This window comes from Proteus penneri (assembly GCF_022369495.1).
GTDB classification, from domain to species: Bacteria; Pseudomonadota; Gammaproteobacteria; order Enterobacterales; family Enterobacteriaceae; genus Proteus; species Proteus penneri.
The window spans coordinates 738670-762674 of sequence record NZ_CP059690.1; the positions used below are offsets into that span (position 1 = coordinate 738670).

22 protein-coding genes and 1 riboswitch are annotated in these 24005 nt (G+C 39.0%); of the genes, 12 read left to right on the top strand and 10 right to left on the bottom strand.

The annotated features are described in order from the left end of the window. Nucleotides 1-15: 15 nt before the first annotated feature. Together uvrB and H1225_RS03240 are read left to right on the top strand one after the other, a co-directional pair. Nucleotides 16-2025: an excinuclease ABC subunit UvrB gene (uvrB, locus tag H1225_RS03235; RefSeq protein ID WP_109847482.1), complete on the top strand. Its 2010-nt coding sequence runs from the start codon at nt 16-18 to the stop codon at nt 2023-2025. A 187-nt stretch (nt 2026-2212) separates the two neighbouring features. Beyond that, nucleotides 2213-3163 (top strand): DUF1266 domain-containing protein, encoded by a 951-nt coding sequence (locus tag H1225_RS03240; RefSeq protein WP_072062892.1) that lies wholly within the window; start codon nt 2213-2215, stop codon nt 3161-3163. A gap of 104 nt (nt 3164-3267) precedes the next feature. On the opposite strand, the gene yvcK is transcribed toward H1225_RS03240, so the two are convergent. Further along, a complete protein-coding gene (gene yvcK, locus H1225_RS03245) occupies nt 3268-4206 on the bottom strand; it encodes a uridine diphosphate-N-acetylglucosamine-binding protein YvcK (protein WP_072062891.1) in 939 nt (312 codons plus the stop codon). 279 nt (nt 4207-4485) lie between these two features. Next, nucleotides 4486-4628, top strand: a riboswitch (molybdenum cofactor riboswitch). Here yvcK and moaA point away from each other — a divergent pair. From moaA to H1225_RS03270, 5 genes are all read left to right on the top strand, one after another. Further along, the gene (gene moaA, locus H1225_RS03250; protein ID WP_072062890.1) at nt 4618-5598 is read left to right on the top strand and encodes a GTP 3',8-cyclase MoaA; all 981 of its coding nucleotides are present in this window, start codon (nt 4618-4620) and stop codon (nt 5596-5598) included. Its footprint overlaps the riboswitch before it by 11 nt. A gap of 39 nt (nt 5599-5637) precedes the next feature. Further along, complete coding sequence (moaC, locus tag H1225_RS03255) at nt 5638-6117, top strand: cyclic pyranopterin monophosphate synthase MoaC (protein ID WP_072062889.1); 480 nt, start codon at nt 5638-5640, stop codon at nt 6115-6117. Continuing rightward, nucleotides 6114-6359 carry a molybdopterin synthase sulfur carrier subunit gene (moaD, locus tag H1225_RS03260; protein ID WP_109400705.1) on the top strand — a complete coding sequence of 82 codons (246 nt, stop codon included), beginning with the start codon at nt 6114-6116 and terminating at the stop codon, nt 6357-6359. The genes moaC and moaD overlap by 4 nt, the downstream gene beginning before the upstream one ends. 1 nt (nt 6360) lies before the next feature. Next, nucleotides 6361-6822, top strand: a complete 462-nt coding sequence (gene moaE / locus H1225_RS03265) for a molybdopterin synthase catalytic subunit MoaE (protein ID WP_006537587.1) — start codon at nt 6361-6363, stop codon at nt 6820-6822. Nucleotides 6823-7016: 194 nt separating this feature from the next. After that, nucleotides 7017-7727: a Bax inhibitor-1/YccA family protein gene (locus tag H1225_RS03270; protein ID WP_006537586.1), complete on the top strand. Its 711-nt coding sequence runs from the start codon at nt 7017-7019 to the stop codon at nt 7725-7727. A gap of 112 nt (nt 7728-7839) precedes the next feature. Here the strand turns inward: H1225_RS03270 and H1225_RS03275 are convergent, their stop codons facing one another. From H1225_RS03275 to H1225_RS03295, 5 genes are read right to left on the bottom strand one after another with little or no spacing between them, the layout of a single operon-like run. Next, on the bottom strand, nt 7840-8949 hold the full coding sequence (locus H1225_RS03275; protein WP_072062886.1) for an ABC transporter permease: 1110 nt from the start codon (nt 8947-8949) through the stop codon (nt 7840-7842). 12 nt (nt 8950-8961) lie between these two features. Beyond that, nucleotides 8962-10113, bottom strand: coding sequence for an ABC transporter permease (locus tag H1225_RS03280; protein WP_072062885.1), 1152 nt, complete (start codon nt 10111-10113; stop codon nt 8962-8964). After that, nucleotides 10106-11875, bottom strand: coding sequence for an ATP-binding cassette domain-containing protein (locus H1225_RS03285; RefSeq protein ID WP_115065184.1), 1770 nt, complete (start codon nt 11873-11875; stop codon nt 10106-10108). The genes H1225_RS03280 and H1225_RS03285 overlap by 8 nt, the downstream gene beginning before the upstream one ends. Nucleotides 11876-11888: 13 nt before the next feature. After that, a complete protein-coding gene (hlyD, locus tag H1225_RS03290; protein WP_161730011.1) occupies nt 11889-12875 on the bottom strand; it encodes a secretion protein HlyD in 987 nt (328 codons plus the stop codon). An 11-nt stretch (nt 12876-12886) separates the two neighbouring features. Then, nucleotides 12887-13585 (bottom strand): CerR family C-terminal domain-containing protein, encoded by a 699-nt coding sequence (locus H1225_RS03295; RefSeq protein WP_006537579.1) that lies wholly within the window; start codon nt 13583-13585, stop codon nt 12887-12889. Between the two features lie 371 nt (nt 13586-13956). Here H1225_RS03295 and rhlE point away from each other — a divergent pair, with 371 nt between their 5' ends. The 3 genes from rhlE to H1225_RS03310 all read left to right on the top strand — a co-directional run bounded on the left by rhlE (nt 13957) and on the right by H1225_RS03310 (nt 16776). Further along, nucleotides 13957-15384, top strand: coding sequence for an ATP-dependent RNA helicase RhlE (gene rhlE, locus H1225_RS03300; protein ID WP_115065185.1), 1428 nt, complete (start codon nt 13957-13959; stop codon nt 15382-15384). Between the two features lie 9 nt (nt 15385-15393). Next, nucleotides 15394-16326 (top strand): tRNA dihydrouridine(16) synthase DusC, encoded by a 933-nt coding sequence (gene dusC / locus H1225_RS03305; RefSeq protein WP_239739443.1) that lies wholly within the window; start codon nt 15394-15396, stop codon nt 16324-16326. A gap of 201 nt (nt 16327-16527) precedes the next feature. Further along, a complete protein-coding gene (locus H1225_RS03310) occupies nt 16528-16776 on the top strand; it encodes a GlsB/YeaQ/YmgE family stress response membrane protein (protein ID WP_072062879.1) in 249 nt (82 codons plus the stop codon). Nucleotides 16777-16851: 75 nt separating this feature from the next. Here the strand turns inward: H1225_RS03310 and sseA are convergent, their stop codons facing one another. The 4 genes from sseA to metC all read right to left on the bottom strand — a co-directional run bounded on the left by sseA (nt 16852) and on the right by metC (nt 20736). Continuing rightward, nucleotides 16852-17694, bottom strand: coding sequence for a 3-mercaptopyruvate sulfurtransferase (gene sseA, locus H1225_RS03315; RefSeq protein WP_161727644.1), 843 nt, complete (start codon nt 17692-17694; stop codon nt 16852-16854). A gap of 13 nt (nt 17695-17707) precedes the next feature. Further along, nucleotides 17708-17893: a hypothetical protein gene (locus H1225_RS03320; protein ID WP_036912140.1), complete on the bottom strand. Its 186-nt coding sequence runs from the start codon at nt 17891-17893 to the stop codon at nt 17708-17710. 265 nt (nt 17894-18158) lie between these two features. After that, on the bottom strand, nt 18159-19526 hold the full coding sequence (dcuC, locus tag H1225_RS03325; RefSeq protein ID WP_072062877.1) for a C4-dicarboxylate transporter DcuC: 1368 nt from the start codon (nt 19524-19526) through the stop codon (nt 18159-18161). 34 nt (nt 19527-19560) lie between these two features. Then, nucleotides 19561-20736: a cystathionine beta-lyase gene (gene metC / locus H1225_RS03330; RefSeq protein WP_161707271.1), complete on the bottom strand. Its 1176-nt coding sequence runs from the start codon at nt 20734-20736 to the stop codon at nt 19561-19563. Between the two features lie 403 nt (nt 20737-21139). On the opposite strand from metC, the gene purB reads away from it, so the two are divergent. Further along, nucleotides 21140-22507: an adenylosuccinate lyase gene (purB, locus tag H1225_RS03335; protein WP_006537567.1), complete on the top strand. Its 1368-nt coding sequence runs from the start codon at nt 21140-21142 to the stop codon at nt 22505-22507. An 82-nt stretch (nt 22508-22589) separates the two neighbouring features. Next, entirely contained in the window at nt 22590-23978 is a 1389-nt protein-coding gene (locus H1225_RS03340; protein ID WP_115065187.1) for an MmgE/PrpD family protein, read from the top strand. Nucleotides 23979-24005: the final 27 nt, after the last annotated feature.

Here is a 24005-nt window from a genome sequence, read left to right on the forward strand (position 1 = left end):
CGAGGAGATAAAAATATGAGCAAAGATTTCAAACTGCATTCTGAATTTAAACCGGGTGGTGATCAACCTGCCGCTATTGCCTCACTCTGTGAAGGGTTAGATGATGGTCTTGCTCATCAAACCCTTTTAGGGGTAACAGGTTCAGGTAAAACCTTTACGATTGCCAATGTAATTGCCAATCTCAATCGTCCGACTATGGTGTTGGCGCCGAATAAAACATTGGCAGCACAGCTTTATAGTGAAATGAAAGAATTCTTTCCTGAAAATGCAGTGGAATACTTTGTTTCTTATTACGATTATTATCAGCCAGAAGCGTATGTGCCAAGCTCAGACACTTTTATTGAAAAAGATGCTTCTGTTAACGAACATATTGAACAAATGCGTCTATCTGCGACTAAAGCTTTGCTAGAACGTAAAGATGTTATTGTCGTATCATCGGTTTCTGCTATCTACGGTTTAGGTGATCCTGATAGTTATTTAAAAATGATGCTTCATCTGACTAACGGCATGATAATCGACCAACGTGCCATTTTACGCCGCCTTGCTGATTTACAATATACTCGCAATGATCAAGCCTTCCAGCGAGGTACATTTCGCGTACGTGGTGAAGTGATTGATATCTTTCCAGCTGAATCTGATGATTATGCATTACGTGTTGAGCTATTTGATGAAGAGGTCGAACGCCTTTCACTGTTTGACCCTTTAACAGGGCAAATTCACTATAATGTGCCTCGTTTTACTGTTTACCCTAAAACGCACTATGTCACTCCCCGCGAGCGTATTCTTGAAGCGATGGAAGAAATCAAAAAAGAACTTGCAGACAGACGCAAAGTGCTTTTAGCGAATGATAAACTCGTTGAAGAACAACGCGTGACACAGCGTACTCAATTTGATCTCGAAATGATGAATGAATTGGGATATTGCTCAGGTATCGAAAACTATTCACGCTATTTATCAGGTAGAGGGCCTGGTGAGCCACCTCCAACCCTGTTTGATTACCTTCCTGCTGACGGTCTATTAGTGATTGATGAATCACACGTTACCATTCCACAAATTGGCGGAATGTACAAAGGCGATCGCTCGCGTAAAGAAACCTTAGTTGAATATGGCTTCCGTTTACCTTCCGCGCTTGATAACCGTCCGTTACGTTTTGAAGAGTTTGAGGCGTTAGCACCACAAACGATTTATGTTTCAGCAACACCGGGTAAATATGAACTTGAAAAATCGGGTAATGAAATTATCGAACAAGTTGTAAGACCAACAGGCTTACTTGATCCGATTGTTGAAGTGCGACCGGTTGCCACACAAGTTGATGATTTACTTTCTGAAATTCGTATTCGTGCAGCAAAAAATGAACGTGTATTGGTTACAACACTAACAAAACGAATGGCTGAAGACTTAACAGAATATCTTGAAGAGCATGGCGAACGAGTTCGCTATTTACACTCTGACATTGATACTGTTGAACGTGTCGAAATTATTCGTGATTTGCGTCTAGGTGAGTTTGATGTATTAGTGGGTATCAACTTACTTCGAGAAGGTTTAGATATGCCTGAGGTCTCTTTAGTAGCGATTTTAGATGCTGATAAAGAGGGTTTCTTACGTTCAGAACGTTCATTGATTCAGACAATTGGTCGTGCGGCTCGTAACCTTGAAGGTAAAGCAATTTTATATGGCGATAAAATTACCGATTCAATGGCAAAAGCGATAAGCGAAACTGAGCGTCGTCGCGAGAAACAGCAACAATTTAATCTTGAGCATGGTATTGTCCCTAAAGGATTAAATAAAAAAGTGGGTGATATTCTTAAGATTGGTCAACCTACGCAAGGGCGCAATAAGAAAGGGCATAAAGCAACAGATATTCATGAAAATTATCCGTTGTTATCAACGGCTGAATTGGAAAAAGAGATCCAACGTTTAGAAGCTGAAATGTACCAATATGCAAAAGATCTTGAATTTGAGAAAGCAGCGAGTACGCGTGATAAGTTGCAAGCATTACGTGCTCAATTTATTGCTAACTCTTAATTAGCGAAATTAAATTCACAAACCGATAAAGGGATATCCTTATTTTACAGGGATTATCCCTTTTTATCTTCTATCTTCCATTTTTTGCCTAGTTTTATATTCCCTTAATGGCGTTCAACTGTTTAAATACCACAACAAACAAAGCGTCAATTATTTACAAAGATAAAAAAGATATTAAGGACAGTGAATGAGTGGTTATGTTTATGCAGGGTTTCCTAGCTCTGCTGGGGTAATTCTTGGAGTTATTCTTCTTATTATACTTTTTAAATGGCTACGCAAATTTACTGTACAAGATAGTGAGTTGCAAAAATCATCAACATCAGGGCAAGAGCCCATTTTATCTGAAGCAGAAAATACATCAGCTCAGTTATTACCTCATGAATGGGGTTTATATGTTGCAGCACCTTATGCCGCAATGAATGAGTGGGCATATAACGAATATGCTCGAGGTAAAGATGATGGTGGATTATCAGCAGGTTGGGGAATTAACGACCGTTGGGATTTAGTGTATCAACTATTTTGGTTGCTCACTCAAGGCCACACCAATGATTTTTATCAGCTACGTGATCAAATTTTGAATGGCAAAGAAGACGATGTTCAGTCATTAAAAAATGACATTTTACTTTCTGAGTTAACTGAACATGATAAAAATGAGCGTTTATGGCAAATCGATATGATGAGCACTAATCGCATGAACATCCAAAATGTGAAATACCTTATTTGGGATCTCTGCCGTTTTAACAAACTTTGTCTAGAAGGTTGCCAACAAGGTTATATTACTCAACAAGAAGCTCAAACCTGGTCATTAATGAGCGCATCAATGTTGCGTCGGATCTATGATGGTTGGGAAGATATGTGGAGAAACTTTATTGCTGCTCGTTGGTTTTGGGCAAGTGGCGATCAAGATTGGGTTTCTTCACATCAAGCTTTTACGGATGTGATACAAAATATTCTGAATGCAGAAGATACGTTGGCAACAGAAGAAAACTGGATAATGGATTTACCGCCATTGGATTTAACATCTTTCTCTCGTACTGTGGCTGGTCTCGGTCTGATGAAAAATGATGTACCAATGACACTTGACGAAATTGAAGAAGTGATTAGCCAGCGTATTACATTAAAGCAGCTTAATAGCTAATAATACGTTGAAAACCAATAGTGATATTGTGTTTTTACCAACCAAAAACCGCACTTGCTGTTTATTGCAGATGCGGTTTTTTTATGGAAGCAAGGTAATAAATACTATTTAATCGCTTGAGGTGATGAATTACGTTGCCCTAATTGCTGTAATGTTAACTCAATAGCTTTGCTTAATAGATGGCGGTCGTGACGATAAGGAATATCTTTAGCTTCCAATTGGGTCTGTACAATTAATCGACCTTTCATCGATTCATATTGTGTTTCAGGGCTAATGATCACGGCATCTATTGTTTGTAAACCAATATAATTTTCCATCATAGCGATTTTATCAGACATCGTCATACTGGCAGCCGCGGGGCTTAGCTCTTTGCCTAAATTACCAATATAAATCGTTGTTGCACTACTACGGCGTAATGCTTGTGCAAGCTCTGGCAATAATAACAAAGGCATTAAACTGGTAAAAAAACTACCGGGGCCGATTAAGATAAGATCTGCTTGATCAATGGCTTCAATAGCTTCTCTCGTCGTGGGTACTTTAGGATAAAGATCAAGTTTTTGTGGGATTTTAGGCAAAATATCAACGTTAACTTCACCATAAATCTCATTACCTTGATCATCTATTGCCATTAGATCAACGGCTTGTTCAGACATAGGAATAAGATGTGCATTGACTCTTAATAATCCACGAATAAGATTAATTGCTTCTAAAGGCCGAACACTTAAGTTATCTAACGCTTTTAGCATTAAATTTCCTAAATTATGCCCAGCCAGTTCACCTGTACCAGAAAAACGGTATTCAAACATGGCAGAAGCCACCGAAGGCTCAGTAATTAACTGATTAATGCAATTGCGCATATCACCCCACGCAATGCCACCTTCTTCTTGACGAATACGGCCAGTAGAACCGCCATTGTCTGTTGTTGTAACAATACCAGTAAGGCGAGAGCCTAAGTAGGAGAGTGCTGAAAGCACACGTCCAAGGCCATGACCACCACCAAGGGCAACAACACGATCTAAATCACTTAGCGTGCGATTTCGCATATTTGTTCTACTCATCTTTAAAAATTTGCCGCTAATTTATCACAATTAAATTTTAAGCCTATGATCACGACGTGATTTCATCACATTCCTAGTTTTATTTCACTTTTGATAGCCTAATATTTAACCAATGAAAGTGTTTTTATTTATGTTATTAGCGTGACTAAAGTGTTGTAAGTCGTTGTATTATAAATTATATAGCGAAAACATTATTCGCTTTTTGCATAATTAGCAGGTAGAATCCACAATAAATATATAGGTATTAGAAACCTGTGAAAAACAGGTAAAGATAAACTCCTAGCCTTTACGTCTAAGTCGTGTATTGACAAGATATGATGTTCTGGCCGTGACGAAGCAAGTCACCAGGGTGCAAGGTAGAAATGTCTGCATCTCCCGATTTGGAAAGGTGTTATTATGCAACAACTCGTTGATGCGTTTTCCCGCAAGTTTTTCTATCTACGTCTTTCAATTACAGACGTGTGCAATTTCCGTTGTACTTATTGCCTGCCTAATGGTTATAAGCCTAATGGACACAAATCATTTCTTTCATTAGATGAAATCAGTAGACTCACGCAATCTTTTGCTGCATTAGGAACAGAAAAAATCCGCTTAACCGGTGGTGAACCGACAATGCGCCGCGATTTTACTGATATTATCGCGACAATCAAAGATAATGCTGCAATTAAAAAAATTGCAGTAACAACAAATGGTTATCGTTTGTCACGAGATGTTGCACAATGGCGTGACGCGGGTTTAAGTGCAATTAATGTGAGTGTTGATAGCCTCGATCCTCGTCAATTCCATGCTATTACTGGGCAAGATAAATTTAATCAAGTAATGGAAGGTATTGATGCAGCATTTACTGCGGGGTTCGAAAAAGTCAAAGTTAACGTTGTGTTGATGCGCAATGTGAATGATAAAAACCTCCCTGATTTTCTTAATTGGATCAAAGACAGACCTATTCAGCTGCGCTTTATTGAATTAATGGAAACCGGTGACGGGAGTGATATTTTCAACCGCTTTCATTTGTCTGGTGAAGTTATTCGTCAGCGCTTACTCAATGAAGGTTGGTTACAAATTCCTCGCGCCCGTAGTGACGGGCCTGCTCAAGTATTTACCCATCCTGATTATCAAGGTGAAATTGGTCTGATCATGCCTTATGAGAAAGACTTTTGCCTAACCTGTAACCGTTTACGTGTTTCGGCTATTGGTAATCTCCATCTTTGTCTATTTGGTGAAAATGGCATTCCTTTACGCGACTTACTTGCTGATGATAGTCAACAACAAGCATTACAACAGCGTATTCAGGGCGGGCTTCTTCATAAACGAGAAACTCATTTTCTTCATCAAGGCGATAGCGGTATGACACCGAATTTATCTGTTATTGGTGGATAGTTTTTCGCTCTGTTATTTCGTTAATTTCAGGAGTTGTGCATGTCTCAACTAACTCATATTAATGCTGCCGGTGAAGCTCACATGGTGGATGTTAGCGCTAAAGCTGAAACAGTGCGAGAAGCGCGTGCTGAAGCTTTTGTTGAAATGTCAGCAGAAACATTAAGCATGATCACCGAAGGTAAACACCATAAAGGTGATGTATTTGCGACCGCAAGAATTGCAGGTATTCAAGCAGCAAAAAGAACATGGGAATTAATCCCATTATGTCACCCGCTGTTATTAACTAAAGTCGAAGTGCGTTTAGAAGCACTCACTGAATCTAATCGTGTACGCATTGAATCTGTTTGTCGTTTAACCGGTAAAACAGGGGTTGAGATGGAAGCATTGACTGCGGCATCGGTAGCGGCGTTAACGATTTATGATATGTGTAAAGCCGTTCAAAAAGATATGGTGATAGGGCCTGTACGTTTATTAGAAAAAACAGGTGGTAAATCAGGCCACTTTAAGGTGGAAGCATGATTAAAGTTCTCTTTTTTGCGCAAGTCCGTGAGTTAGTGGGTGTTGATTCTCTCGAATTAGATTGTGAATACCACACAGTAGACGATTTACGTAAAGTATTAATCAACAAAGGTGAACGATGGTCACTTGCGTTAGAAGATGGCAAGTTACTCTCAGCGGTAAATCAATCTTTTGTTCAAGGTTCTCACGTTATTAATGATGGTGATGAAATCGCCTTTTTCCCACCTGTTACAGGAGGATAAGATGAGCGCATCAACTCGTATTTCAGTACAAACCGAAAACTTTAGTGTTGGTGATGAATACCAATGGCTCTCTGAGTGCGACAGTGATGGCGCTGTTGTGACCTTTACAGGGAAAGTGCGTAATCACAATTTAGGGGATGAAGTCAGTACGCTCACGCTTGAACATTACCCAGGTATGACTGAAAAGGCGCTTAATGACATTGTTAATGAAGCGCGAGGTCGTTGGCCTTTACAACGAGTTAGTGTTATTCACCGAGTGGGTACATTGAATATCGGTGAAGAAATAGTGTTTGTGGGTGTCACTAGTTCCCATCGTAATAGCGCGTTTGAATCTGCTGAATTTATTATGGATTTTTTAAAAACACGTGCGCCTTTTTGGAAAAAAGAAGGGCTCTCTGAAAATAATGATAGATGGGTTGAAGCACGCCAAAGTGATTATGATTCAGCCGAGCGTTGGGAATAAACCACTACGCTGAATTAAACGCTACATAACTTTACTTCAATTTATTTTATGATGACATTTCATACAGTTTATTTTATGGAAATGTAAAGTCAGTGTGATAAAATTAAATCCTAATGAGTCCATAATGGACTCTTTACTGAAATAAACGTTATCGTTAAACCTAACGTTATCACTATGATTAAAGGGTAATCATCATGGATCGATTTTCACGTTCAAATGATTCAATCGTACAGCGCACAGGTTCTGGCCTACAAACCTTTATGGCTCAGGTTTATGGTTGGATGACTGTCGGCCTGTTATTAACTGCGTTTGTTGCATTATACGTTGCATCAAGCGAAGCATTATTATCAATGATTTTCTCAAGCAAGATCGTCTTTTTTGGTTTGATCATTGCTCAATTAGGATTAGTTTTCGTGTTATCAGGTATGGTTCATAAAATGAGTGGTGCAATGGCAACCTCATTATTTATGCTCTATTCCGTGCTAACCGGTGTCACTATCTCAAGCGTATTACTGGTTTATACCGCATCTTCGATTGCGAGCACCTTCTTTATTTGTGCGGCAATGTTTGGTGCATTAAGTATTTACGGTTACACCACTAAACGTAGCTTAACGGGTATGGGTAGCTTCCTGTTTATGGGGCTTATCGGTATCATTATTGCTTCTATCGTGAATATCTTTATGCAAAGCTCAATGATGAGCATGGTTATCTCTTACGCTGGTGTGTTAATTTTCGCAGGTTTAACTGCTTATGACACACAAAAACTAAAAGATATGGGTAATGAGATTAACCAAGAAGATAAAGAAAATATGCGCCGTTACTCAATCATGGGTGCATTAACGCTTTATTTAGATTTCATCAACTTGTTCTTAATGTTACTGCGTATTTTAGGCGACCGTCGTTAATTTTAACGATATGACGTTGATAGACGCTGTTTAACAACAGTATAAAAAATAAATCCCATAACTTTATAAGTTGTGGGATTTTTTTGTATTGAATAATTTAATTGTTATTGTTTTAAGCAATCTTTCTTCGGAAAAGATAATAAGCAATGCTACCCGTTCCTACTGCAATCACTAATAAAGGCCATAAGCTGTGCCATATTACGGTGATATCTGCATTTTTAAGGTAAATCTGTTTTGTGATATCGGTGAAATGACGAATAGGGTTTATCCATGTGGCATGTTGTAGCCAAACGGGCATGTTTTCTACGGGAGAAATATAACCGGATAATAAAACCGCAGGCATCATAAACACAAATACACCAATAAAAGCCTGTTGTTGTGTCGAACTTAAGGCCGATATTAACAAACCAAACCCTACCAGCGATAAGCCATAAATCAGCATGGTAAAGTAAAATAGAACCAGTGAGCCAGAAAACGGAATTTGATAACCAAATATCCCAATAATTAATACGATGGTACCTTGAACGGCAGCGACAACCATTGCAGGAATCGCCTTACCGATAAAAATTTGCCATGTTGATAGAGGTGAAACTAATAGTTGATCTAAAGTGCCTTGTTCACGTTCTCTAGCAACGGAAAGTGAAGTGACTATCATCACGCCAATGGTAATAATCAACGCTACTAACGAAGGTACAATAAACCATTTGTAGTTTAAATTAGGGTTATACCAATTGCGAACAACAAGTTCTGTTTTATTCAGCAAAGAAGGTGTATTACCTGCTAATTCAGCTTGATAGTTTTGAACGATTTGCTGTACATAATTAGCAGCGATTTGCGCACTATTTGAATTTCGACCATCTAGGATTAATTGCAATTTGGTAGGAGCACGGCTTTCTAAATCAGCACTAAAATTCTGTGGAAAACGAACTAATAAAAGCGCTTTGCGATTATCAATCGTTTCTTTTATTTCATGTTCGTTTTTAAGCAAAAGAGTTTGAGAAAATGCACTTGCTTTGGCGATACGTTGGGTTAACTCAATAGATTGTTTTCCATTATCCTCATCAAAAATTGCAATAGAGGCATTGGTAACATCTAACGTCGCTGCAAAAGGGAATAAGATCATCTGAAAGATCACGGGTACTATTAAAATAATACGCGTTTGAGGCTCTTGTAATAATGACTGTAGCTCTTTCATTATCAAGGTGAGAAGTCGATAAAACATAAAGTTCTCCCTTTAATCTAATCGACGACGTGTTGCTAACGCCGTTAATCCAATAAAAAATATCGCCGATACAATTAATAGCCACATATCTAGCATCAATATCAATGGAATATCGCCAGCTAAAAATAGCGTTTGTAAACTACTCACAAAATAACGCGCAGGAATAAAATAGGTCACCACTTGAATAAAGATGGGCATACTATCAATTTCAAACACAAAGCCTGATAACATAATTGCGGGCAAAAATGCAGCGTTTAACGAAATCATTGCCGCATTAAATTGATTACGCGTTAGCGTGGAAATAAGCAATCCCATGCCTAAAGCGGTAGCTAAAAAGAGCGAGGTGATCCCACCTAAAATCCACAACGATCCTCGATAAGGTACGCCAAGCACAAATACGGTGACTACCATACACAAGATCATGACAAAACTGCCTAACACTTGGTAAGGAATAAGTTTTGAAAGTAAGAGTTCTGTGCGAGTGATTTGGGTGGAAAGTAGCGCTTCCATAGTACCACGTTCCCATTCACGAGCTATTACTAACGAAGTGAGAATTGCGCCGACAACGGTAATAATAATAGTAACCGCTCCTGGAATAATATAGTGCTGACTTATCGCCGCAGGATTAAACCAATAGCGAGGCTCTATTTCAATTAATGGTGTAGTATCAATACCCTTACTAATGGCTTGTTGCTGCAACCAAATTTGCCAAACGCCTTTGGTATAAGCCTGAACAAAGTTTGCAGTATTGGGCTCACTGCCATCGGTGATCACTTGAATAGGGGCTGTAGTATCTTGACGGGCAAGTAATTCAGCAAAATTAACAGGAATAACCACAATGCCACGAATTTGCCCCGCTTGCATTTTATCGATTAATAATTGTCGATTATCACTAATAGTTGCATTGATATACGGTGAGTTTGTGAAGGTGTAAACAAGCTCTTGTGCGGGTTGGCTTTGTTGATTAGTTAAAATACCAATATTTAATTTGCTTGAGTCTAAATTAATGCCATATCCAAAAATAAATAGCAAAGTGAGCGGGATAACAATAGCAATTAGGGCACTACTGGGATCACGGGTGATTTGCTTTGTTTCTTTTAAACACAGTGCGTATAAACGTCGCCAAGAAAAGCGAGCATGAGATGATTGAGCTGAATTATGCATGTTTTTCGCTCCCTTTATCATTTTCACTTTCAAGTTTTTTATCGTAATCCAGCACTAAACCAATAAAGGCATCCTCCATTGAAGGAGTTGGATTATCATCACTGGCAACCATTTTTTTGAGAGAATCTGGCTCACCAGCCGCAATGATTTTTCCGCGATAAACCAAACCAATACGATCACAATACTCGGCTTCGTCCATAAAGTGAGTGGTAACCATCACGGTCACTCCTTTATCAACCATGCCATTAATATGTAGCCAAAATTCTCTTCGTGTTAATGGATCAACGCCTGATGTTGGTTCATCTAAAAAGAGAATATCAGGCTCATGCATTAATGAGCACGCAAGGGCAAGGCGCTGTTTATAACCTAAAGGTAAGGTTTCAGTGATTTGATTTACCATTGGCTGTAAACCAAAAGCAGTTATCATATCGTTGATTTTATCGCGTTGCTGTTTGCCATGTAAGCCATAAACACCAGAGAAGAATTTCAAGTTTTGTCCCACTTTAAGGTTGCCATAAAGTGAGAATTTTTGTGCCATATAACCTAAATGTTGACGCGCTTTACCTGAGCTTTCTTTTAAGTCCATACCTAGCACAAGGGCTTTACCGCTGGTAGGGACTAATAAACCACACATCATTTTAAAGGTTGTCGATTTACCTGCACCGTTAGGGCCCAATAAACCGAAAATTTCACCACGTTTAACTTGAAAATCGACATGATCGGTTGCTGCAAATTGCCCAAACATTTTGGTTAACTGTTGCGCTTCAATCACAGTCTCATTAGGTGAAGGAGGGATCTGAGGCATAATTTCAGCTAATTCAGATTTATGAGAAGGTCCACCTCCTAATAAATCGATAAAAGCATCTTCAAAGCGAGGAGTAGCAGGAATAAGCTTCGCATCAGGTTTACCCAAAGCGTTCAGTAATTCAGATTGATTACTCTGTTTTTTCAGGATCAAACGAACAGATTGTCCTTGAATAACACCATCAGTTACTTGAGGTTGAATAATAGCTTGTTGTAATACTTTTCTTCGCTGATGGCCTTCAACATCAAGCAGAAAAGAACGACCTGCCATTTTTGCTGTTAAGTCTTGTGGAATACCACTATAAAGTAACTCTCCTTTGTTAAGCAAAAGAATGTTTTTACATTGCTCTGCTTCATCAAGATAAGAGGTGCTCCATAGTATCAACATGCCATCGCTGGCCAAAGCATGCACCATTTGCCAAAGTTCACGGCGTGCAATGGGATCGACCCCAACACCGGGCTCATCAAGCAGTAAAACTTTAGGACTACCTAATAAAGTACAAGCAAGCCCCAATTTCTGTTTCATTCCGCCTGAAAGATTGCCTGCAAGGCGAGAGGTAAAGCGAGTGAGATCGGTAAAAGAGAGCAACTGTTGGTAAACTTTTTTACGCTCTTCACCGATGACATTTTTTAAATCAGCATAAAGATTAAGGTTTTCTAATACTGTTAAATCTTCATAGAGCCCAAATTTTTGTGGCATATAGCCAAGAATAGCTCTGACATCGACACTCTGTTTTTGCGGATCCATGCCTAAAATACGAATATCACCGGCATCTGGTTTTAATAGCCCAGCAAGCATCCGAATTAAGGTTGTTTTACCTGCACCATCGGGGCCAACTAATCCCGTCACAGAGCCACCTGTGATGGTGGCTGTTAATGACGAAACTGCAGGGTTTTCCATCCCTATAAAGCGTTTCTCAACACCTTGAAGTTCGATAGTGTAATCAGTGTGTTCCATTTTTCCCTCACATTTAATGAGAGGAGGCAAATTTTAAGGTGACAGGCATACCTTGGCGCAATTCGTCATCGGCATCTGTTACAACCACTCTGAGGCGATAAACTAAATCCGTTCTTAATTCAGGTGTTTCCACACTTTTTGGCGTAAATTCGGCTGTTGGGGAAACAAATCCAATCGTACCATGGTATGGCTTATCCTTACGTCCATCGGTGTAGAGATAAACTTCTCGATTGGGAATAGCTTCGTTTAAATGTGTTTCACTGATATAAGCTCTGACCCAAACAGGGTTAGTTAATGACACCGTAAATACAGGGCTTCCAGCAGATAATATTGTGCCTGGCTCCACAGCTCGAGTTAACACAGTACCTTGTGATGGAGAGATTAATTGCGTGTCTTGGAGATTTAATTCTGCTTGTGCGACGGCGGCTTTAGCTTGCATAACTTGTCCTTTCGCCGCATCAATATCTTCTTTTCGATAACCATTTTGATATTGATTTAATTTATCTTGGGCTGCTTTTAAGGCTGCGGCTGCTTGATTGCGATTATTTCTTGCGCTATCTAACTCATTGGCTGAAATGACTTTTCGGTTAGCCAAATCTTGCTGGCGTTTATAAAAGTTGTTGGCATATTGCCAAGCTGCTTGTTTTAATGACACATCAGATTGGGCTTGTGCAATTTCTTCACTGCGATAACCGGCTTCCATTAACGCTAATGCAGCAATAGCACTATCACGCTCACCATAAGCTTTATTTAGTGCATTACGATAGGGGGCATCATCAAGTTTTCCTAACAATTGCCCTTGTTTGACAGGGACACCTTCATCAACGAGTAATGTGTCTAATCTTCCAGCAACACGAAAACTAAGATTGACTGTACGTATATCGACATTGCCATAGAGTACTAATTCAGACTCTTTGTTTTCTTCATAATAATAGATACCTGCAATAATACCGATAATAATCATTAAGATAATAAACAAACTGACTTTTTTAGTTTTCATAATAACTCTATTTATGCGTGATGTGGGTTAGTGTAAATCTCTCTTAATCCGTTGAGTAATAAAGTAATATGAGTTTTTAAGGTATTCGAGATAATTTGATATTCATTTTTACCTATTCTATCCCATCCTGTTTGTCTAAGAATGGTTTCTCTTACTAAACGAAATGATAGCACTTCGCCTAAAATAGCGTGAGTATGTAACATCGTTGTGGGTAGTGTAGCATCTAAACCAATATAGAGAGCTAATAGTTTGTTTACACGCGTTAAAAGCGGCGATAATGCTTGTTGGTGGATCAAAGAGTATGCTTCTGTGGGAACAAGCTGTTCTCTTGCCATGATACGACTAAGATGAATATTTTCTTTATCAAGCACAAGACGAGCATATTGTAGAAAACTATCTGTGATAAGCGTTTGCAGTAATGGCAAATGTTCTGTTGGGTTAGGTCGTTCAAGAAATTCGTCAAGAATGACCACTGTCGGTTCAAAATCAAGGCGAATAAGATCAGCAATATGTTGTGCAACGGCGAGATATAACCCTTCTTTAGAACCAAAATAATAAGCGATAGCGGCAATATTTTGTTGAGCAGCTTGTGCAATTTGGCGTGTGGTGGCTGCATCGGGGCCATTTTTACCAAAGATCTCACATGCCGCTTCCAATAATTGTCGTTTTGCTAGTTCACCACGTGTCGTCTTCTGATGGGTTTCTGACATAATCGAAGATACCTTACTTAAGTAAAATGTAACAAAACCAATGATATTAAAAACAGCGATAACAAGGCGTATTATATTAGATGATATTGAACAATAGGGAAAATTTGTAATAAATAATCGAATAAAAGTGATTTGTAATAAAAAATACTATCTATTATTGAAAATTATTTTTGTATTCTGAATATAGCAAAAACTGTTAAAATAGGGGTTATTAGGTTAACCTAGCAAGGTTCATTCTCTTTTATCACTGTCTATACCTAGAAATGATAGTACCTATAGAGTAATAATATTTATAGATTGACAGTATGAAAGCCCGTCATTTTTAATTTCAATCACCGTGTTATACGTTTTGGTTGTAGGAGACTACTGTTTTGACCGATTTTACATCGCTTGGTTTAAGTGAGGCGCTTCTCCGCGCTATTGATGAACAAGGGTATAAAACCCCAACCCCTATTCAACAACAGGCGATTGAGCCGATTTTGGCAGGTAAAGACGTATTAGCCAGTGCACAAACAGGCACAGGTAAAACAGCAGCTTTTACATTACCAATATTGGAAAAGTTATCTCAATCAGCTACAAAAACTAAAGGTCGCCAACCCGTTAAAGCGCTGATTTTGACACCAACACGTGAGCTTGCCGCTCAAATTGCTGAAAACGTAAAAGCGTATAGCCGTTATATTCCTATTCGTTCACTTGTGGTTTTTGGTGGTGTGAGTATTAACCCACAAATGATGAAATTGCGTGGTGGCGTTGATGTATTGATCGCAACGCCTGGGCGTTTACTCGACCTTGAACATCAAAATGCAGTTGATCTTTCTCGTGTTGAAGTCTTAGTGCTTGATGAAGCTGATCGTATGTTAGATATGGGCTTTATTCATGATATTCGCCGTGTGATCAATAAATTACCGAAAAAACGTCAAAATTTATTGTTCTCTGCGACATTTTCTAAAGAGATCACAGGACTTGCCAACTCGTTGTTAAATAATCCTGTGAGTATTTCCGTTGCACCAAAAAATTCAGCAGCTGAATCTGTTGATCAATATGTCCATTTAGTGGATAAAAAACGTAAAACAGAGTTGTTATCACATTTAATTGGATTAGAAAACTGGCCACAAGTGCTTATTTTTACACGTACAAAGCACGGTGCTAATAAGCTTGCTGAACATTTAAATGCTGATGGTATCAAATCAGCGGCTATTCATGGCAATAAAAGCCAAGGTGCGAGAACTCGTGCTTTAGCTGACTTTAAAGACGGTAAATTAAAAGCGCTGGTGGCAACTGATATTGCCGCTCGTGGCCTTGATATTGACCAACTGCCTTATGTCGTCAATTTTGAATTACCGCAAGTTGCAGAAGATTATGTTCACCGTATTGGTAGAACAGGTCGTGCTGCTGCAACAGGTAAAGCTATTTCATTGGTTTGTGTTGATGAACATGGATTATTAGCTGATATCGAGCGTCTATTAAAACGTGAAATTCCTCGTTTAGCCTTAGAAGGTTACGATCCTGATCCTTCAATTAAAGCTGCTCCATTGCATAAGAAGCCAAAAAATAATGCACCACGTAGAAGTGGCGGTGGTCATGGGCGTGCAGATATTCGTGGCAAAGATAATCGTAATAATGCTCGTAAAGAGAATGATAGCGAAGGCAGTAAAGACGGTGGTCGTTATAAAAGCAAAGAAAACTACCGTAATAAAGATGGCTCTCGTACTGGTAAATTAGGGTCTCGTCGTTCACGTAAAAGTGATGAAGGTAGTAATAATCAAAGCCCTTGGTCAAAAGCTAGAAAAGAGTTTTGAGGTTAAAAAGTGCGAGTTCTATTAGCGCCAATGGAGGGGGTTTTAGACCCCCTTGTGAGAGAGTTACTCACTTCGATTAACGATTACGATCTCTGTATTACAGAGTTTGTGCGTGTTGTTGATTCATTATTACCATCAAAAGCTTTTTATCGCTTATGTCCTGAACTACATACAGAAAGTCGCACTAAAAGTGGAACACTGGTGCGGGTGCAATTATTAGGGCAACATCCACAATGGTTGGCTGAAAATGCCTTTAGGGCGGTATCATTAGGCTCTTGGGGGGTTGATTTAAACTGTGGTTGCCCTTCAAAAACAGTCAATGGTAGTGGTGGTGGTGCTTCTCTTCTAAAACAGCCAGAAACGATTTATCAAGCAACAAAAGCAATGCGTGACGCAGTGCCTTCAGCGTTACCTGTCTCTGTTAAAGTAAGACTTGGTTGGGATTCTTCTGCGTATAGTCATGAAATTGCTGATGCCGTAGCACAAGGTGGTGCTACGGAAATAACGATACATGGCAGGACAAAAGAAGATGGCTATAATGCTGAAAAAATTAATTGGCAAGCCATTGGTGATATTCGTCAAAGACTCTCAATACCTGTGATTGCCAATGGTGAAATTTGGAACCGTGAAGACGCACTCGCCTGTTTAGCGACAACGGGTTGTGATGCGATAATGATTGGTCGTGGCGCCATGAACACGCCTAATTTAAGCCGTGTTGTAAAGGGGATTGAAGCAAGAATGCCTTGGCAAGAGGTGATTGAATTATTAAAGCGCTATGTTCGTTTAGAAAAGCGTGGCGATACAACAATTTATCATGCATCACGGATTAAACAGTGGTTTAGCTATTTACGCAAAGAGTATCCCGAGGCCGATGAGTTATTTCGGCAAATTAGAACATTAAAAACGTCGCCAGAAATTGCGCTCGCCATAGAGGCGCTGTAGTTTAAAAATAATCTTATTCGATAATAATAGCGCTCATTAATCAGCGCTATTTTTTTGTTCGTTAAGCAATAATCTCTCTATTTATCTTAAATATGATGTTACTTATCTCTAACAATTGGAAAAAATAACTATTTCGACTTACACTCAATAGGTGACATTTTTAGGTATGTTGTCTATATCATGACTATTTTAGGGGGAAATATGGGAATTCTTTCTTGGATTATTTTTGGTTTGATTGCGGGTATTCTGGCGAAATTCTTAATGCCTGGCTCTTATGATATTGGTCTGATATGGACTTGTATTTTAGGTATTGTGGGGGCGGTTGTTGGTGGCGCAATTAGTAGCTTCTTTGGCAAAGGCAAAGTGGATGGCTTTAACTTTGGTAGTTTTGTCGTTGCTGTGATTGGTGCCATTGTGGTGCTCTATCTTGCAAAGATATTTGCAAGTTAATATCTTCATACCAAATAGAGATTGACAACAAACCCGCGTAATGCGGGTTTACTTTTTCAGGCAAAATAGATCAAGTTAGCATTCACAAGGAAGGGCACTTTCAGCACCCCATTGTGCCCAAGAACCGTCATAAAGTGCGATAGATTGGCAACCTAATACGGTTAACGCTAAAAATAAAATTGCCGCGGTCATACCTGAACCACAAGTCACAATAATAGGTTGTGATAAATCAATACCAGATTGTTCAAAAATTTGCTTTAGCTCAGCATTGCTTTTCAATTGCCCATTAACAACGAGTTCATTCCAAGGCACATTTTTACTACCCGGGATATGTCCACTACGCAAACCAGGACGGGGTTCAGGTGCTCTACCATAAAAACGATCAGCAGAACGTGCATCAACTACCTGTTTTTGTTTGGTCTCTAAATTATCAAGAAGTTGCTGTTTATTGGCATAACGTTGTGCATGACGTTCAACAATAAAAGGAGACAGTGCCGGCACTTTAATTGCTTCACCTTGTTCTGTTGCAAATCCAGCTTCAACCCATGCCTGTAAGCCACCAGCAAGAATACACACATTACAACAACCTAGCGTTGTTAATGTCCACCAACCTCTAGGTGCGGAAAATAAGTTGCCTTGATCGTAAAGAATAACCGTTGTGGTATTAGAGATACCTAATTGCGTCAGCGTTTCTGAAAAGAGTGCATCAGATGGCAACATATGTGGCAATGTTGTCGTTTTATCTGCGATTTCATCGAGATCAAAAAAATGAGCATGTGGAATATGACGTTCAAGGTAAAGTGCTTGATAGTCAATCTGTTGAGTGGGCATTGGTGCGCTGACATCAAGGATCACAACATCAGCATTATGTTGATGTTCAAATAGCCATTGGGGTGTAACAAAGTAATCGTATTCCACGGTGCGACCTCATTTATTTAGCAGAAGGTGAGCTGTCTGGGATAGCTGGAAATTGCTGTGTAGGTGATGTTTCAGGTTGAGTTTGCTCTGTTTCTATTGGTGTTGTGGAGCGTGTATAGATATTTAAGCCCGCAAGGAAAACACCACCGATAGAACCAAAGGCAAGTAGCGCGATAATAACAATAATTATTTTTTTCATAATGTTCATTTGCAGATGAATGTTGCGCAAAAGTATATCGAGATATGAAGTTGAAACAAGTGCTAAGTCAGTTTAATCGACAAATGATAGTGGCTAAAAAAGAGATAAATAGTTAAATAAACAGGCTATTTATTTTTTATAAATAGCCTGAGTAAAGTTGGTGTTGGCGTTAATTATTTCAATCAAAGGTTACAGTCAATGATAAGAAAAAACCCCTTAAACTCAGGAGTAAATGAGCTTAAGGGCAAGGGGTAACGCAACTTAATTAAGAATATAAAAACCAGAATGTCATTGCTAAGTTCACAATGGCTGCGACAGCCATAGGAATAGCAGTACGTTTAACTATTTGGAAAGGTGAGACATTCGCAATACCTGCAATGGCGACAATAGCGGCAGTAATGGGTGAAACAGTACGACCAAAACTTGTCATTATTTGCATTGGTAAAATTAAAGTGACCACATCTACTTTTAAGAATGCAGCAATTTTCGGTGTTAAGGCGGCGAATGAGAAGAATGCCGCATTACCTGATCCCATTAAAAAGGCGGCTAATGCAAGAATGGCACTCATGACAATGATCATGGCGGCAATACCAAAACCTGCATCTTGAGCAGAGCTAATGAGTGTGTCGACGGCACCACTTTTTAGTAAACCATTCGCAAAGAATTCACCTGATACAATTAACGAGACCACTAATACAAATTGCTTACCCATTCCTTCAAAAAACAGCATAAAGCTATTCATTACCGCTTTTGCATCGCGTAAGCGAACATATTCAAAAAGAAGTGCAATCACAGTACTAATAATCATCGCTGTGGTGACTTCTAATTTAATATAAGGGTGTAGCAAAGGACTGAAGCCGATAATCAGAATTAAAGGGATCACGGGTAATAAGGCATAAGATAACGGGACTTTATTACCTTCTTCTTTTACGACATCAATGGTTGTTGGGTCGAAAACAAATCCTTCACGTTTATCCCACCAGCGTTGAATAAAGAAATGAGTAATCGCAACCGCAATAATAATAGGAATAGTAACGGGTAATTGGTGCTGAACAAAATAGACGGCAGGTTCAATATCCGCTGTTTTTGCTGCCATAATCACATTACCAGAACCGGGACCATGGTCGATAAACTGGCAACATCCAATTACGGCTAAAGCGGAAAGTGGACTAATACCAGAACGAATTAATATCGGATACATAGTGACCATTAACAGCATACCTAAACCTGCATGGCTAGGGATAAAGATCACCAAGATTTGAGTAACGAGAAATGAAATCACTAATAATAAGTAAGGTGATTTTATCGCTTTTAATGGCTTTTCAAAAATAGCGAATAAAGCACGGCTTGCGCCAACGTGTTCCATATAACGAGAGAAACCGGCAATTGCCATTAATGTTAAACCAAGACCCGCTAGGCGAGAACTCATAATATTCGTAAAGATTTGGAAAACATCAAAATATTTAAATTGAGTGGATTTATTTTCTGGTAATAACGGATTAAGATCTAGAGATGCTGTTAAGAGCAAGAGTAATAACCCGCCGAGTAATAATACTGGTTGAGGTTTATAACCCCGCGCCAGTAAATAAACCACCAGCACTGTTACCAGCGCGGCAATAATTAAACCTGTCATAGTGAATTCCCCGGTAATGATGCAATACTTTTTGTTATTGGTTTAATGCTGAAAAAGCTTGTGTAATATCTGCAATGAGGTCGTCAGTTGCTTCAAGGCCGATGTGTAAACGTACAAAAGGGCCATGACCTTCACGCCAATTAGATGCTGTTCTTGCGCCAACGACATTGGCGGGTAATGCAAGACTTTCAAATCCACCCCAAGATGCACCAATACCAAATAGTTCAAGCGCATCAATAAATTTCTCTGATTGTTTTGCGGTAAATTCTTGTTTAAACTCAATGGTTAATAGGCCATTACTGCCTTTGCAGTCACGTTTCCATAAATCATGACGAGGGTGATTAGGTAATTCAGGGAACCATACTTTTTCAACTTCAGGACGTGTCTCTAACCACTGTGCGATAGCCAAAGCTGATTTGCCATGAGCAGCAATACGTTGACCTAATGTTCTCATTCCGCGAAGTACCAGTGCTGCATCATCAGGGCTACTGGCTTGACCTAATGCTTCAGGTAATGCACCAATTTTTTTCCATGCTTTTTCATTCGCAACCATAATGCCCATCATCACATCAGAGTGACCGCATAAATATTTAGTTGCAGCAATAACAGAGACATCAGCGCCTAATTCCAGTGGGTTATAAAGCCACGCAGAGCCCCATGTATTATCAACACCGACAGGAATATCCCGTTCATGAGCAATTCTGCAAATTTCAGGTAAATCGAGCATTTCATAAAGTAATGAGCCGGGTGATTCGACAAAAATAAGCTGTGTATTTTGTTGAATTTTTTGCTCAAAATCTGAACCATCTGTTTTAAAGAAGCTATAAGCAATGTTATTGGGCTCAAGAAAAGCCGATGCAATTTTACGCACAGGTTCATAAACAGAATCAGCAAATAAAACATGCCCACCACTACGCGCATATCCCATAATAGTGACGGCGATAGCTGCCAATCCAGTAGGGAACAACTGAGCGCGATAGCCACCTTCTAATTCGGTTACTAAAGCTTCAAGGGCGAATGCAGTTTCGGTACCACGTGCGCCATAGCTTAAAACACGCTCTGTTGCTCGGCGATCACGCACTTCGCGCCAGCTTTTAATCGAATCAAAAACAATGGTACTGGCTCTCATGACTGGTGGATTAATAGGGCCAGAAGTTTTGATTGCTTGGCGTCCACTGTGTATTAGTTTTGTTTGTTTATTTTGTTTCATTATTAATATCTCCAAATATAGAAATAGAGTTCCCTGGTAATTAAATAAAAGGGTTAATTACTGTTTGCGCTTATTTTGTTTCTATTATTTATAACAAACTTATTTGTTTTTAAAATAGCTATTTTTTAAAAATGATGATCTTCCTCTAATTTTTTAGCATTAATTATTCTAATTAAATCTTAAATAACATTTAAGATTCAAAAGTTATAACTAATAAATAAAGAGTTATTTGTAACCATTTGAATTGATGTTATTTTTTAATTGATTAGAAAAGCTTTAAATTAGATTAAAATTATCAAAGTGTTTTTATTGAGATTATATTGCATAAATAAAATAACAATCTAACAAGTCGTTTTATTTAAAAAACGATTTTTTTATTATTCTTTTAACAGGGGAAATAATTATGGGAACCAGTGTTTTTGATTCTGTTTTATTAAAGAATTTATGGTCAACAGAAGAAATGAGAACTATTTTTTCTGATAAAACTAGAATGCAAAATTGGCTTGATTACGAAGCTGCATTAGCGATTGAGCAAGCTGAATTAGGTTTGATTCCAAAAGACGCTGCAAAAGTTATTGCAGAGACTGCGAAGCTTGAAAAACTTGATATGGATTATGTATTAGAACAAGTGCGTCTTACTCGCCATCCATTAGTGCCAACAATTCGTGGTTTAGAGCATGCTTGTCCAGAACATTATGGAGAATATGTTCACTTTGGTCCAACAACACAAGATGTAATTGATACTGGCCTTGTACTGCAACTAAAAGATGCTCATCATACTTTCTTGCGTGATATCAAAGTATTAGGTCGTGCTCTGCTTTCATTAAGCGAACAACATCGCAACACACCAATGGTTGGGCGTACATTAGCATTACAAGCTCTGCCAATTACGTTTGGACATAAAACAGCGATTTGGTTAACTGAATTAGCGCGTCATTATCAACGTCTTAAAGAGATAGAACCTCGTTTATTTGTTGGCAGTGTTGTCGGAGCGGTCGGTACAAAAGCCTCTTTAAGCGATAAGGCAGATGAATTAGAAGCTCGTGTATTAAAACGCTTAGGTTTAGCTGTACCTGAAATTTCATGGCAACCTGCGCGTGATAGATTCAGTGAATATGGCATGCTAATAGGCTTAATTAGCGGAACTTTAGGTAAAATTGCTAATGAAATCTTACTGTTAGCACATAACGAAATTGATGAATTATCTGAGCCTTTTGGTAAGGGGCAAGTGGGTTCTTCGACCATGCCACATAAACGTAATCCTGCCATTGTTGAAAATGCGGCCTGTGTGAGTAATACCCTAAAAGCGAATCTTTCTGTTTTAACGGATATGATGAAACATCAACATGAGCGTGATGGTGCAATCTGGAAAATGGAATGGAAGATCATGCCAGAACTGTGTCTGATGCTATCTGTAATCTTTGATAATATGAAAACAGTAATAGGCGGACTGAATGTGCATGTCGAGAAAATGCGCGAAAATATGGATATCCTAGGGGGCTTCATGTTGGCAGAGCGTGTGATGTTTGCATTATCTGATAAAGCGGGTAAACAAACTGCACATGAAATTGTGTATGAAGCATCAATGTCTGGGCAAGAAGAAGGTATCACCTTTGTGGAAGCGATTAATCGTGATACTCGTATTCGTGATCACATTACTCAAGAAGAGCTTGATGCGCTTTTAGATCCAACGACATATGTTGGTAATGCACCAGCCCAAGTTGATCGTGTTGTTGCACAAACCAAAGCCTCTGGCTGGCTAAATGACTAAGTGACTTAATTGTATCTAACCTTCTTATTATCCTAAAAGCCGGTGATATTGCTGGCTTTTTCTTATCTATTCCGAGGTGTTTATGACATTGAGTCAGCAGTTAGCCCAATTTATTACCACAACCCATTTTTCTGATTTACCTGCTCAAGTTGTAGAGCGCGCTAAAATTCATTTATTAGATACATTAGGTGTCGCCCTTGCTGGAAGTGTGCAACAAAGCGCTATTCAAAGTCGCCAAGGTGTAGCTTTTTTACCTGATAGTCAAGGAAATGTTCCAATCTGGGGGAGTTCGCTAACGGCAAGTACCACTGTGGCTGCATTGACAAATGGTATTGCTTCACATGCATTAGATTTTGATGATACACACACAGACTCGATTGCACATGGCAGTGCGGTATTAACGCCGATTGCTTTTGCATTGGGTGAATCTATTGGTGCATCATCACAAGATATTTTAACAGCATGGGTGATTGGCTGGGAAGTAGCAGCAAGAGTGGGCTTAGCAAGCCATAGTGGATTTCATCAGCGTGGTTTTCATGCCACAGCGATTGCTGGTATTTTTGGTGCAACAGCTTGTGCAGCCTCACTATTAAAATTAACGCCTGAACAAACTGTGAATGCATTAGGATTAACAGGAAGCCAAGCAGGAGGAGTAGCAGAATATCTTGCTAATAGCTCATCTTCTAAATGCTTTCATGCGGGATGGGCTGCGCAATCTGGTATTATCGCAGCATCATTAGCAAAAGGTGGAATGACTGGCCCTGAAACGATATTTGAAGGTCGCTATAGTCTTTATCAAACTCATGGTATTCGAGAGCAAGCACAACCCGAACAAGTCGCATTGGGATTAGGTGAAATATGGGAATTTTTAAATGTTTCTATTAAGCCTTACCCAGTGTGTCATTTTGCTCATGCCACTATTGATTGTGGCCGTAATTTGCTGAAAAAAGGGATCACGGCTGATGATATTGAAAGCGTTGAGTGCGTGGTTGATCCTGTTGCAGCCGCTTTAATTTGCGAGCCACTTGAAACAAAATGGGCGCCTAAAACAGCTTATGGGGCAAAATTTAGTTTACCGTGGCTATTTGCAGCGGGCTTTTTAGATAATGCTTTAACGCTATCTTCATTATTTCCTGAAAACCTACAACGTGAAGATATTCAAAGGTTAGCGAAAAAAGTGAGTTATCGTTATCCAGAAAAAGGCGAAATTCCATTTCCTACCTATTTTCCTGGATTAATTTTTGTGACATTAAAAAATGGCGAGAAGATCACGGAGAGGTTAGATATTCAATATGGTAATCCGAAAAATCCAATAACAGATAAAGATGTGATCAGTAAGTTTTACGATAATGCCTCTTTAGTAATAGAGGATAAACAATCGGCTCAACTCGTTGAAAAAGTATTGAATTTTGAAAAGATCACTCTTTCTGAGATAACACAATTATTGCGTAATGAAGAAGTGGCCAATTAAGTTAAGTATAATGTCAATAAGATGATG